This window comes from Rhizobium sp. B21/90, from assembly GCF_019355815.1.
In the GTDB taxonomy this organism is placed as follows: domain Bacteria; phylum Pseudomonadota; class Alphaproteobacteria; order Rhizobiales; family Rhizobiaceae; genus Rhizobium; species Rhizobium rhododendri.
Window position 1 is genome coordinate 2,515,431 of record NZ_CP072162.1, and the last position, 12,199, is coordinate 2,527,629.

General features: G+C 61.8%; 14 protein-coding genes. 3 read left to right on the plus strand and 11 right to left on the minus strand.

Translation table 11 applies throughout. From position 1 onward, the window contains the following. Positions 1–7 precede the first annotated feature (7 nt). Both J5278_RS12050 and J5278_RS12055 read right to left on the minus strand, forming a co-directional pair. The gene (locus J5278_RS12050; protein WP_257623363.1) at positions 8–1,057 is read right to left on the minus strand and encodes a 3-deoxy-7-phosphoheptulonate synthase; all 1,050 of its coding nucleotides are present in this window, start codon (positions 1,055–1,057) and stop codon (positions 8–10) included. 132 nt (positions 1,058–1,189) lie between these two features. Next, positions 1,190–1,813: a YigZ family protein gene (locus tag J5278_RS12055; RefSeq protein ID WP_209184104.1), complete on the minus strand. Its 624-nt coding sequence runs from the start codon at positions 1,811–1,813 to the stop codon at positions 1,190–1,192. 211 nt (positions 1,814–2,024) lie between these two features. Here J5278_RS12055 and J5278_RS12060 point away from each other — a divergent pair, with 211 nt between their 5' ends. Then, positions 2,025–2,798 (plus strand): NAD kinase, encoded by a 774-nt coding sequence (locus J5278_RS12060; RefSeq protein WP_142822257.1) that lies wholly within the window; start codon positions 2,025–2,027, stop codon positions 2,796–2,798. Positions 2,799–2,838: 40 nt separating this feature from the next. Then, positions 2,839–3,351 (plus strand): hypothetical protein, encoded by a 513-nt coding sequence (locus tag J5278_RS12065; RefSeq protein ID WP_257623364.1) that lies wholly within the window; start codon positions 2,839–2,841, stop codon positions 3,349–3,351. A 78-nt stretch (positions 3,352–3,429) separates the two neighbouring features. Here J5278_RS12065 and prfB read toward each other — a convergent pair. The 3 genes from prfB to J5278_RS12080 all read right to left on the minus strand — a co-directional run bounded on the left by prfB (position 3,430) and on the right by J5278_RS12080 (position 6,549). Then, a protein-coding gene (prfB, locus tag J5278_RS12070) for a peptide chain release factor 2 (protein ID WP_209183590.1) occupies positions 3,430–4,561 on the minus strand; the annotation gives its coding sequence in 2 pieces (ribosomal slippage) (positions 3,430–4,491 and positions 4,493–4,561; 1,131 coding nt in all). 133 nt (positions 4,562–4,694) lie between these two features. Continuing rightward, positions 4,695–5,477: a TIM barrel protein gene (locus J5278_RS12075; RefSeq protein ID WP_209183589.1), complete on the minus strand. Its 783-nt coding sequence runs from the start codon at positions 5,475–5,477 to the stop codon at positions 4,695–4,697. 124 nt (positions 5,478–5,601) lie between these two features. Further along, a complete protein-coding gene (locus tag J5278_RS12080; protein WP_209183588.1) occupies positions 5,602–6,549 on the minus strand; it encodes a LysR family transcriptional regulator in 948 nt (315 codons plus the stop codon). A 186-nt stretch (positions 6,550–6,735) separates the two neighbouring features. Between J5278_RS12080 and J5278_RS12085 the strand changes: the two genes are divergently transcribed. Further along, entirely contained in the window at positions 6,736–7,461 is a 726-nt protein-coding gene (locus J5278_RS12085) for an SDR family oxidoreductase (protein ID WP_209183587.1), read from the plus strand. A gap of 31 nt (positions 7,462–7,492) precedes the next feature. Here the strand turns inward: J5278_RS12085 and J5278_RS12090 are convergent, their stop codons facing one another. The 6 genes from J5278_RS12090 to arsB all read right to left on the minus strand — a co-directional run bounded on the left by J5278_RS12090 (position 7,493) and on the right by arsB (position 12,142). After that, complete coding sequence (locus J5278_RS12090; protein ID WP_209183586.1) at positions 7,493–8,011, minus strand: hypothetical protein; 519 nt, start codon at positions 8,009–8,011, stop codon at positions 7,493–7,495. An 85-nt stretch (positions 8,012–8,096) separates the two neighbouring features. Next, the gene (locus tag J5278_RS12095; RefSeq protein ID WP_209183585.1) at positions 8,097–8,609 is read right to left on the minus strand and encodes a hypothetical protein; all 513 of its coding nucleotides are present in this window, start codon (positions 8,607–8,609) and stop codon (positions 8,097–8,099) included. 138 nt (positions 8,610–8,747) lie between these two features. Then, positions 8,748–9,962, minus strand: a complete 1,215-nt coding sequence (gene arsK, locus J5278_RS12100; RefSeq protein ID WP_142822250.1) for an arsenite efflux MFS transporter ArsK — start codon at positions 9,960–9,962, stop codon at positions 8,748–8,750. After that, on the minus strand, positions 9,959–10,627 hold the full coding sequence (gene arsH, locus J5278_RS12105) for an arsenical resistance protein ArsH (RefSeq protein WP_244615225.1): 669 nt from the start codon (positions 10,625–10,627) through the stop codon (positions 9,959–9,961). The genes arsK and arsH overlap by 4 nt, the downstream gene beginning before the upstream one ends. Before the next feature lie 31 nt (positions 10,628–10,658). Beyond that, positions 10,659–11,087, minus strand: coding sequence for an arsenate reductase (glutaredoxin) (gene arsC, locus J5278_RS12110; RefSeq protein ID WP_142822248.1), 429 nt, complete (start codon positions 11,085–11,087; stop codon positions 10,659–10,661). Beyond that, a complete protein-coding gene (gene arsB, locus J5278_RS12115) occupies positions 11,084–12,142 on the minus strand; it encodes an ACR3 family arsenite efflux transporter (RefSeq protein ID WP_209184102.1) in 1,059 nt (352 codons plus the stop codon). The genes arsC and arsB overlap by 4 nt, the downstream gene beginning before the upstream one ends. Positions 12,143–12,199: the final 57 nt, after the last annotated feature.

Sequence of the window (12,199 nt, forward strand, 5' to 3'; positions counted from 1 at the left end):
TGCGCCCCTAGCCCCGCCGGGCGATCACCGATTTTGCCAGCACGTCCAGCACCGAGACAGTAGTTTCCCAGTCTATGCAGCCGTCGGTGATGCTCTGGCCATAGGTCAGCTTGCCTCCAGGCACCAGTTCCTGGCGTCCGCCGACGAGATTGCTTTCCAGCATCGTGCCGATGATCCGCCGGTCGTCGGCTGCAACCTGGCTGGCGATGGCGTCGATGACGTGAGGCTGGTTGTCGGGGTTCTTGCCGCTGTTGGCGTGGCTGGCATCAATCATGATGCGCGGCGGCAGGCCGGCCTTCAGCGATTCGGCTGCGGCTGCGGCAACGCTTTCGGCGTCGAAATTCGGCGCCTTGCCGCCGCGCAGGATAAGGTGGCAATCCTCGTTGCCGGATGTCGAGGCGATGGCGGCGCGGCCATCCTTGGTGACGGCCGGAAAATGGTGCGGCTGCGAGGCGGCGGTCACCGCGTCCAGCGCAATCCTGATGTCGCCGGTGGTGCCGTTCTTGAAGCCGATCGGGCAGGACATGCCGGAGGCGAGCTCGCGGTGCACCTGGCTCTCCGTGGTGCGCGCGCCAATAGCACCCCAGCTGACGAGGTCGGCGATATATTGCGGCGTGATGGTATCGAGAAGCTCGCAGCCGGCGGGCAGGCCGAGGTCGTTGATATCCACCAGCAGCTGGCGGGCAAGCCGCAGGCCCTCCTCGATCTTGAAGCTACCGTCGAGACGGGGATCGTTGATCAAGCCCTTCCAGCCTACCGTGGTGCGCGGCTTTTCGAAATAGACGCGCATGACGATTTCGAGTTCGCCCTGATGCCGCTTGCGCTCCTCGACCAGGCGCCGTGCATAATCAAGCGCGGCAACGGGATCGTGGATCGAACACGGGCCGACGACCACCACCAGCCGGTCGTCCTCGCCGGTGAGGATACGGTGCACGGCGGCGCGGGCAGCCGAGACCGTCTCGGCCGCATGAGGCGAACATGGCACGTCCGCAACGACACGGGACGGCGGGCTCAGGGGGGTGATCTCGAGAATGCGCAGATCGTCAGTGGTCGGCACGGGGGAACTCCTCACAATTGATGGCAGACTGATAGTCAATAAGGACGGCAAACGGAAGCCGCCGCCCATGCGTTTCAGCGCGTTCAGGCGCGGTTGCCGCAGATAGGTTCTCGATGGCCAAGCTATCCGTGGCTACGGCGCCGGTCCCGCTAGAGCGTCCGGATTGCCCGCAGAGCCGAAATCGAGCAGGACGCGGCCGTTCGTAATGTCGGCGACGAGGGCTGCGGCCCGATCTGCCTGACCTTCCGGAATACTGAGGGAAAGCACTGCACCGTCTTCAGTAAACATTTCGGCGACGACGGAGAGGCCGGCGATTGATAGAAGCCGCGCCTTGGCCAGAGCCAGATCGGAAAATCCGATAGATGCGGTTGCAGCCACCATTGGCACCATCTCGACCCGATCGGCGGCCCTGAGGCAGGCTGCGGCCGTGCCGCCATAGGCGCGCATCAGCCCGCCTGTTCCGAGCAGCACGCCGCCGAACCAGCGGGAGACGACGACCAGCACACGGTCGAACGACTGGCCGTCTATCGCCTGCAGGATGGGCTTGCCGGCGGTGCCGCCCGGCTCGCCATCGTCATTGAAGCGATAGGTCTGGCCGATGCGCCAGGCCCAGCAATTGTGGTTCGCGCCGGCATCGGCAAGAGCAGACAGCTGTGCCCTCGCCTCGTCCTCATCGGCTATCGCGGCGGAGAGCGCGCGAAACCGGCTCTTCTTGATGGATTGCTCGTACGAACTCGGCTGCCTGAGGGAAAACATCGGCACTTTGGTCTCTGAAAGGACAATTGCCCGTTCGTCTGTAACGGCTTGGCTGCGACATGGCGAGCCTGTTCCAGCAGCCTCGCCGGAAGATTGTATCCGGAGCCGTGCCCGCTATTCGACTATGCCGCGATATCGCCGGTGGGCGAATACGGCTTGTCGCACAGGGGTGTTATCCTTTACGTAGACGGAGATTGTCGAAGGATATTGCATGCCGCGCTCATTTCAGTCCCTCTGCTTTCTGGCCTCGACTTCACCGGAGGCGCTGGCGGCGCGCGAAGAATTGATCGCCATCTATGGCCAGGCGCCCCAGGAGGACGCCGATGTCATGGTAGCGCTCGGCGGCGATGGCTTCATGCTGCAGATGCTGCACAACACAATGAACTCCGGCAAACGCGTCTACGGAATGAACCGCGGCTCCGTCGGCTTTCTGATGAACGACTACCGTGTCGAGAACCTCGACGAACGCATCGATGCAGCGGTTGAGAATGCTTTCCATCCGCTGGAGATGCGTACAGTCAATGCCGACGGCAGCGAATCGGTGGCGCTCGCTATCAACGAGGTCTCGCTGTTCCGTCAGTCCTATCAGGCGGCCAAGCTGCGCGTCGAGATCGACGGCCATGTGCGGCTGGAAGAACTGATCTGCGACGGCCTGATGGTCACCACACCGGCCGGCTCCACCGCCTACAACCTCTCCGCCCACGGCCCGATCCTGCCGCTGGAAGCGCCGTTGCTCGCCATCACGCCGGTCAGCGCCTTCCGTCCGCGTCGCTGGCGCGGGGCGCTGCTGCCCAACAAGGTGACGGTGGACATTACCGTCCTCGAGCCGGTCAAGCGCCCCGTCAATGCGGTGGCCGACAACACGGAGGTCAAATCGGTGTTGAGCGTCCGCATCGCCCAGACCCAGGACACCACCGCCCGCATCCTTTCCGACCCCGACCGCTCGTGGTCCGACCGTATCCTCGCCGAGCAATTTTCCGATTAACCGGCCCACTCCCCTGACGACATCTGATGGCAGCTAACTCTTGAGAAACGCACTCCACGCCCCACTGTTGGCCGCACTGCTGGCAAGCGTCGTTTCGACTTCCGAGGCGCGGGCCGACGACGGCGTACTGCCAGCCAGCATCATTGCCTCGACGACGACAGGCTTTTGGCAGGATACCAGCACGGTGCAGCCGGCACCAGCCGCGACTTTGCCAAGCACCGATGCGTCCACCGCAATCACGCCACCATCGCGCCACGGGTTTTACAAGCTCTATGCCGTGCGCCAGGCAGATCGCACATCGAAGGTCTACCTGCAGCAGGTCGCCACGACCGACGATGGGCCGCAGATCGTCTCCACGACGGAACTGCCGGAAATTACCGCGCTGAAGGCCATCGTTACGGATATCCGGCCCGAAAACTCCGGGGGCATCATCCGCGAACCCGGCCTGTTTGCCACGCTCTATATCAAGGCTGATGCCGATGCCTACGCGGATGTCTGGAATGTCATGCTCGACGAACTCGGGGAAATCGTCGTCGAGAAGGCGCCGGAGTAAGCGCTGGCCATAAAAGAAGACCCCCTCGAGGCAGGCAGCCGCGAGGGGGTCTTTGTTTGGCAGAAGCGGCAGCGACGATCAGTCAATATCGTCCACTGCGGCATCTGCTGCGCCGCTGATGCGGTGCGCCAGAGCGGCTTCCATGAACGGACTGATCTCGCCGTCGAGCACGTCGTCCGGCGCGGTACTGACAACGCCGGTGCGCAGGTCTTTCACCTGCTGGTAGGGCTGCAGCACGTAGGAACGGATCTGGTGACCCCAGCCGATATCCGATTTCGATGCCGCTTCAGCATTGGCGGCATCCTCGCGCTTCTTCAACTCGGCTTCGTAAAGGCGTGCGCGCAACATTTCCCAGGCTGTCGCCCGGTTCTTGTGCTGCGAGCGCTCCTGCTGGCACTGCACCACGATGCCGGACGGGATGTGCGTGATGCGCACGGCGGAATCCGTCGTGTTGACGTGCTGACCGCCGGCACCGGACGAGCGGTAGGTGTCGATGCGGCAATCGCCTTCGTTGATGTCGATCTGGATCGAATCGTCGACGACGGGATAGACCCAGATCGACGAAAACGAGGTGTGCCGACGGGCGTTGCTGTCGTAGGGCGAAATGCGCACCAGGCGATGGACGCCCGACTCGGTCTTCAGCCAGCCATAGGCGTTGTGGCCCTTGATCAGCAGCGTCGCCGACTTGATGCCGGCTTCTTCACCGTCATGGACTTCCAGCAATTCGACCTTGAAGCGCTGACGTTCGGCCCAGCGGGTGTACATGCGCAGGAGCATGTTGGCCCAGTCCTGGCTTTCGGTACCTCCGGCGCCCGAATGGACTTCGAGGAAGGTGTCGTTGCTGTCGGCCTCGCCGGACAGCATCGCCTCGACCTGGCGGCGAGCCGCTTCGGTGCGCAGGACCTTCAGGCCTTCCTCGGCTTCCCTGACGATATCGGCATCGCCCTCTTCATCGCCGAGCGCAATCATCTCGATGTTGTCATCGACCTGACGTTCCAGCAGCCGGACGCCATTGATGCTGTCTTCGAGATTCTGACGCTCGCGCATCAGCTTTTGTGCCTCGGATGCATCGTTCCAGAGGTTTGGATCCTCTGCCTTGTTATTCAACCAGTCCAGTCGCCTTACGGCCTGATCCCAGTCAAAGATGCCTCCTCAGCAGGCTTATGGCCTGCTTGATTTCGTCGACAATATTCTCGATTTCGGCGCGCATGGTCTCGCTTCTCGGTTCGATTGATGTTGCCCGTGACATAGTTAGGCATGCCGCGGATGTAAAGCCCGCAGTCGGCGGTTACCGCACAAGGCTGGCAAGGCGCCTTGGAACAGCGGCGTACGAGACCGCCGGTTCAGACGGTGAAGGCCTCTCGAAACGCCACGAGTGCTTCCTCGGGATCGCCGGATGCATAGGCTTCCATGGCGACCGGCCCGGTATAGCCCATCGCCTTCAGCGCCCGCGCGACGCCCTTCCAGTTGACCTCGCCAGTTCCAGGCTCCAGACGTCCGGGAACATCGGCAACCTGTATTTCACCTATCCATGGAAGGCACTTGCGACAAAGTTCTATCAGGTTACCTTCACCGATCTGGGCGTGATACAGGTCGAGATTGAGTGTCAGGCGCGGATGGTCGACGCTGGCCACAAGCGCCAACGTATCCTCTGCCCGGCCGAAGGGCACCCCGGGGTGATCGACGAGCAGGTTGAGGTTTTCCAGGCTGAAGGTGACGTCTTCCTCCTCAGCCAATTCGACGACACGGCATAGCGTGGCGCGGGCCTTCAGCCACATGGCGCCGGTGACGACCTCGACAGGACGGATCGGCAGGCCACCCTCGCCCAGCCCCGTTCCATGCAGATTAAGACGCTGGACGCCCAGCCGCTTGCCGACCCTGGCCGCTACTCGCGCCGTCTTCAGCAGTTGGGCGGCACCTTCGTCATCGGTCAGGCGTCCCTCGAGGTAACCATTCATGATGGTAAAGGTGGCGCCCGTCGCCTCCAGCTTGCCAATATCGTGCTCCGGCCAGTTCCAGAGACCGACGCCAAAGCCGAGCTCCTTCAGCCGGCTCGCCCGCCACTCGATCGGCCGGTCGCGCCAGAGCATTTCGGCACAGGCGGCAAGCTGGAACGGAGACTTCATGACGACGACCTCGTGACGCGTGAACGGATTAGGTGCCGCACTAGAACCGATAGAGGCGATCTCCGCAACTCGGATTGTGCGTGCGATACAGAGGTTATGCTTGCGTCATCGGGACTTATGCGTTTCAGGCTCCAGGAGGCACCAACCCTCCAACACTGGGCGATGCCCGTTCCGCAGCGACTAGATCGACGAAGGCGCGCAAGGGAGCGGGCATGAAACGGCTGGAAAAATAGAGCCATGGCCCCTCGAACGGCATCCACCATTCAGGCAGCACCGGCACCAGAGCGCCGGACCTGAGGTAGGGATCGATGAAATTCTCGAATGTCGCAATAAAACCACGGCCACGGCAGGCCCAGTCGATCGCGGTTGCGGCAGCCTCGACCCCGACGATCAACCGACCCGGCGGATCGACGGTGACGGTTTCCTCGCCCTTCTGGAACTCCCACTCGACGAGCGCCCCGCTGGAAAACCTGAGGCGGATGCAGTCGTGATCGAGCAGATCGCGGGGATGCCGGGGATTGCCGCGTGCCTCGAGATAGTCAGGCGAGGCTGCTGCTGCGAGCCGTTGGATGCGCGGGCCAATCGGCACCGCGATCATATCCTGCGCCAGATGCTCACCATAGCGAATGCCGGCATCGCAGCCAGCTGCCGTCGCGTCAACGAGCCTGTCCTCCACCACCATCTCGACCCTCACATGCGGATTCAGATCGAGAAACCGGTCGATCAGCGGCGGCAGGATATCGACCATGACGGCGCCGGTGACATTCAGCCTGAGCAGCCCTCTCACTTGCCCATGCGTACTGGCTGCATCGTTGAGCGCTGCACGTGTCTCGCTCAAAAGCGGCGTGATCCGTGCGGCAAGCCCGCGCCCGGCCTCTGTCGGCATCACGCTTCGGGTTGTGCGGATCAGCAGAGGCACACCCAAGCGAGCCTCGAGCTGGGCGATCTTCTCACTGACGCTTGACGGCGACATCGCCAGCCGCTTTGCCGCAGCCCGGAAACCGCCGGTCTCGCAAACCGCGAGAAAGATGGAAAGATCGTCAAGGAATAGTTGTTCGCTACTGTTCGCCATGGCGATCAGCTTATCCGGATTAGGGCGGATTATCAAACACCACAGAACGAAACTATAAATTCGCCAAAGGCTTTCGAGCCGCAGTTCGATGCCGTTGCGGTGGCCGAAGCTGCTTCGGGACAGCGCAGTATTTAGAAATGCCGAACCAGGCGATAGGCCGGGCCTCGGTTATAGGAGAAACGAACCATGAGTGGAAAAACAGTTCTCATCACCGGCGCCAACAAGAGCATAGGCTTCGAGACGGCACGCCAACTCGGCCGTCTCGGCTACCGGATCTGGCTTGGCAGCAGGGACGCTGAGCGCGGCGGGATGGCTGTCCGGCAATTGCAGGCGGAGGGTCATGACGTCAGGCTGCTCTCCATCGACGTTACCAGCGACGAGAGCGTGGCTGCCGCTGTCGCCACGGTCTCTGCAGCCGATCGCAAGCTCGACGTGCTGATCAACAATGCCGGCATTTCGGGTGGCCCGCCGGTGCCTCCGAGCCAACAGCCCCTCGCTGCAATCCGCGACGTCTACGAGACCAATGTGTTCGGTGCGATCAGGGTGACGCAAGCCTTCATACCCTTGCTGACAGCGGCGGGAGGCGCCAACATCGTCATGGTCAGCAGCGGTCTTGGCTCGATCGGCTGGGTTTCCAATCCGGCCCATCCCTTTTATGCCGTCAATCCGATGGGCTACAACAGCTCGAAGTCGGCGCTCAACGCGGTCACCGTGGCCTTCGCTAAGGAACTTTTGGCCAGCGGCATCCATGTCAACGCAGTCGATCCCGGCTACACCGCGACGGATTTCAACGGGCACTCCGGCTATCGCACGGTGGAGCAGGCTGCGGCCGGGATCGTCTGGCTGGCAAGCCAGGATGCGACCGGCCCTAATGCCGGCTTCTATTTCGACGGGCAGACTGTGCCCTGGTAAAAGAGATCGGAGGCGCTTCGGACGACGGCGCCTACTTCCATTCCCAGACGCGAGCAGACCGGAACGGGCGGGAGACGGCGAGCGTCGGCGTATCCGCTACCGTCGTCGCATAGGCCATCGCCCCGTCGTCGGTGGAGAAACCGAGGAAGATCAGACGCATCGACATGGCTTTTTCCATGCCGGTACGGCGATAGGTGAAGGCGATGGCGCAGGTGGGGTGATCACCCTCGACAGTCGTGCCCTCGGCGCCATCGGCACCGGCAAATTCTCCGGTCAGAGCGAGGAATTGTCCGTGGCGAAAGAAGCCGCTGACTGCGTCGTTAGCGGTCTTTTGCGATATCTGTTTGCTTGCACCGGTCTTCGCCATCCGGGCGTAATAGATGCTGTCGGTCTGCCCCATTTTGCGGCGCGTCTCGTAGACGAACAACAGGCCCCTGTGAGCGAGATCGATATGCAGATCGAACGAGCGGAAGTTCTCCGGCGCGGTGTCGATCTCGTCGAGCAGGACTTTCAGGTCCTTCGCATAGTCCGCAAAAAAGGCAGCCGTCATAGTCGTGAGTAACTTTCGATTTTTTTGAGATGTATGCGTCGGCAGCGGCAGACGTCACACCGGACGCTCGACGATATGAGGCGCCTCAGGATGTCTCGCGCTTGGCGCGGCGCTCGCCCAGCTCCGAGTAAAGCGTACCGCGTCTCGTGGCGTCGAGGAACTGCTCGGGCGTCATGCCGGTGAGGCCGGTTGGCTTTCTTGGCTTGAATACACCGTGCCGTGTCAGCGCAATCGCGGCATCGGACGTAGGATCGACCTCGGCTCCCGACGCCATCAGCGAGACCATCAGGGTGGCTTCCGCTTCCAGCGACTTGACCAGATTGATCCGCCAGTTCTTGCGGGACCGCGTCGCGTCGGTCATGCCGGCGACGGTCGCCTGGGTCTTGGCTGCGGCGATCTTGGCACGAATGATGTCGGCGAGCGCCGCATCCGGGATCCGCGATAAGTCGACGCCGCGCTGCCGGAGCAATACCTTGAAATAGGAAAGGCCCGAGGTTTCGAACACGGCAGAGCGCTGTGCGCCCTTGCCGCGCTTCAGCCACACGAGAACAGCGGCGACCAGCATCACCACGATCAGAAGAATACCAGTCACCGTCATCGCAATAGTCCGTGAAGTTTGCGTCCGCCACGCAGTTCGTGCTTCGCGAACTCTAGCCGACTTTGCTTTCCCCGTCGAAAGGTATCTGCATCCGGAGCGCTCTTTGGCGATCTCATGGTTCGACCTGCTCGCGCACGATCACCCGATTTTTCCGGAAACGCGATGTGGCGTTGCGGCAATCCGGCCGATCCGGAGAAAGCTGAAGGTGGCAATGGCACCAAAGGCTGCGACAACACCGAGCGAGATCGCCGCCCCTGCAGATGCCAGCGATACGGCAAAGGCGAACGGCGCCGTCGCTCCGACAATCAGCCGTGCGGACATAAGTTTTCCCTGCAGCCTGCCATAACCTTCGCTGCCAAACAGGTACAGCGGCAGCGTCCCAGCCGCGATGCTGAATATGCCATTGCCGAAACCAAACAGCACAGCAAATGCGATTGCGCCTGATGTCGAAGGCGCAGTCGCATCGAGCACCACGATGGCGACAGAGACGAGAAGCCCGGACAACGCCGCCAGTCGCAAAGGATGAAGGTTGCGACCGAAGACCATGTTGATCACGCGGCTGGCGACCTGCGCCGGACCGAACACGGTGCCGACGAGAGCGGCCATGGTTCCGAGCCCCAGCGACGCCATGAGCGGCACCATATGCACAAGAATGGCCGAGCTCACCAGCGACAGAAATGCAAAGCCAACGACCATCAGCGCGAAACCGACGCGTCTCTGCCCCTCGGCGAGTGCGCCTTCGACAGGGGCTGGCGCGGTGGCGGCGCCGTTTCGGCGCACCTTGGCAGTAGACAGTGCAAGCCATGCGTGGATCGGCAGGCAGATGGCCAGATTGAGAAGCGAAAAGACGACGTAGACCTCCCGCCACGGCAGATGGGCATGCAGGGCCGTGGTGATGGGCCAGAAGATCGTCGAGGCAAAGCCGGCGATCAGCGTCAGGGTAGTAATGCTCCGCTGTGCAACTTTGGGGTTGATCTGCACCAGCAGCGCGAAGGCCGCTCCGTACTGGACGAAATTAGCGGCCGCCTCGATGAACACCAGTATCACCGCGAAGGCGAAACGGTTGGGAGCCAGAGCGCAGGCGGCGAGCGCCAGGGCTGCTATCAACGAACCGATCGCCATGATCCTGCCTGCTCCGAAGCGGTCTATCCATCGTCCGAGCCAGGGTGCGACGAACCCGCCGATCAGCAGCGCTGCCGACAGGGCACCAAACATCCATTCCACCGAGGCGCCGAGATCCCTTGCCATGTCAGGCGCCAGAATGCCGAACGAGTAATAGAGCGTGCCGTAGCCGACAATCTGCGTGACCCCCAGGCCGAGAATGGCAGCCACCGGCAGGTCGAAGCGCTTCATATCGACTTCAACGTGGTCCGCGCCTCCAGTCGACCGGCATCCTCGCGCCTCTCGCTGTAGCGGTCCGTCAGGTAGGAAGACGCGTCGCGTGTCAGCAGCGTGAATTTGACCAGTTCCTCGCAGACATCGACCACGCGATCGTAAAGCGGAGACGGCTTCATCCTGCCATCGGCGTCGAACTGCTGGAACGCTTGCGGTACGGAGGACTGGTTCGGAATGGTGATCATCCGCATCCACCTGCCGAGGATTCGCATCTGGTTGACAGCGTTGAACGACTGGCTGCCACCGGAGACTTCCATGACGGCGAGCGTCTTGCCCTGCGTCGGGCGAACCGAACCGATGGACATCGGGATCCAGTCGATCTGAGCCTTCATGATGCCGGTCATCGCGCCGTGGCGCTCCGGGCTTACCCAGACCTGGCCCTCGGACCATTCGGAAAGTTCGCGGAGTTCTACGACCTTCGGGTGGTCGGCCGGCTCCGCATCGGGAAGCGGCAGACCGCGCGGATCGAACATACGGACTTCGCAATCGAAATGCTCGAGCAGGCGACGGGCCTCGTCCGCGAGGAGCCGACTATAGGAAACCTCACGAAGCGAGCCATAGAGAAACAGAATACGGGGCTTGTGATGCGAGATGTCTGTCCGCAGCGCATCGAGGTCGGGCATCCGGATGTGGCGCAGATCTGCGGCGGGCAATTCAGACAAGACGATTGCCCTTTTCGTCTATGACCTGCTGACCATCTTCCTTCGAAAAGGCGCCGACCTGCCTATGGGGAAGGATATCCAGCACCGCTTCCGAGGGGCGGCAGAGGCGCGTTCCGAGCGGCGTGACAACGAATGGACGGTTGATCAGGATCGGGTGCTGCAACATGGCGTCGATGATCTGCTCGTCCGTCAGCGACAGATTGCCGAGGCCGCGTTCATCGTAAGGCGTGCCCTTTTCCCTCAGTGCGTTGCGCGGCGACAGGCCTGCGCCGGTCAGCAGCCCCACGAGTTCAGTCCGCGAGGGAGGCGTCTGCAGGTACTCGATCACCGTCGGTTCGATACCCGCGTTCCTGATCAGCGCCAGAGTATTGCGGGAGGTCCCGCAGGCAGGATTATGATAGATAGTGACATCCATGGTCATGGCTCCTCTGTGGAGGTGTTGCGGGAGACCGAAGGGCCGCGCTCGTACCAGGCCTTCGAGTGGTTCACGATCCAGACGACGGACAACATCACGGGCACTTCGATCAGCACGCCGACGACGGTGGCAAGCGCCGCGCCCGACTGGAACCCGAACAGGCTGATCGCAGCGGCCACCGCAAGTTCGAAGAAATTGCTGGCGCCGATCAGCGCCGACGGGCCGGCCACGCAATGCTGCTCTCCCGAGATGCGGTTCAGGATATAAGCCAGGCCGGAATTGAAATAGACCTGGATCAGGATCGGCACCGCCAGCAGGGCTATGATCGTAGGCTGGGCGATGATCTGCTCGCCCTGAAAGCCGAAGAGCAACACGAGCGTCGCCAGAAGAGCGACCAGCGACAGCGGCTGGAGCTTCGCCATCAAGGTTTCAAAGACAGCCGTCCGGCCGCTGGAAAGGAAACTGCGGCGCAGTATCTGGGCGATTGCAACAGGGATGAGGATATAGAGCGCCACCGATATCATCAGCGTGTCCCACGGTACCGTAATCGCCGATAATCCGAGGAGCAGTCCGACGATAGGCGCGAAGGCGACGATCATGATGGCATCGTTGAGAGCGACCTGAGACAGCGTGAAGTGAGGTTCGCCCTTGGTCAGATTGGACCAGACGAAGACCATTGCAGTGCATGGGGCAGCCGCCAGTATGATGAGGCCTGCGATGTAGGAATCGATCTGGGTTGCAGGCAAAAACGGGCGGAAAAGCCAGCCGATGAAAAGCCATCCCAGCAGCGCCATCGAAAACGGCTTCACAGCCCAGTTGATGAACAGGGTGACCCCGATCCCACGCCAGTACCTGCCGACCTTGGACAGCGAGCCGAAGTCGATCTTGGGAAGCATGGGAATAATCATCAGCCAGATGAGGATGGCGACGGGGATATTAACCTTTGCAATCTCAGCCGCGCCGACGGCATGGAAGATGCCGGGCATCAGATGGCCGAGGGCGATGCCAACGATGATGCATAGGAAAACCCAAACAGTGAGGTAGCGCTCGAAATTTGACATCATCGGGCGATTTCACGGGAAGGAATGGATCGTTTTGCAGCCGGCAGCGAAAACTCT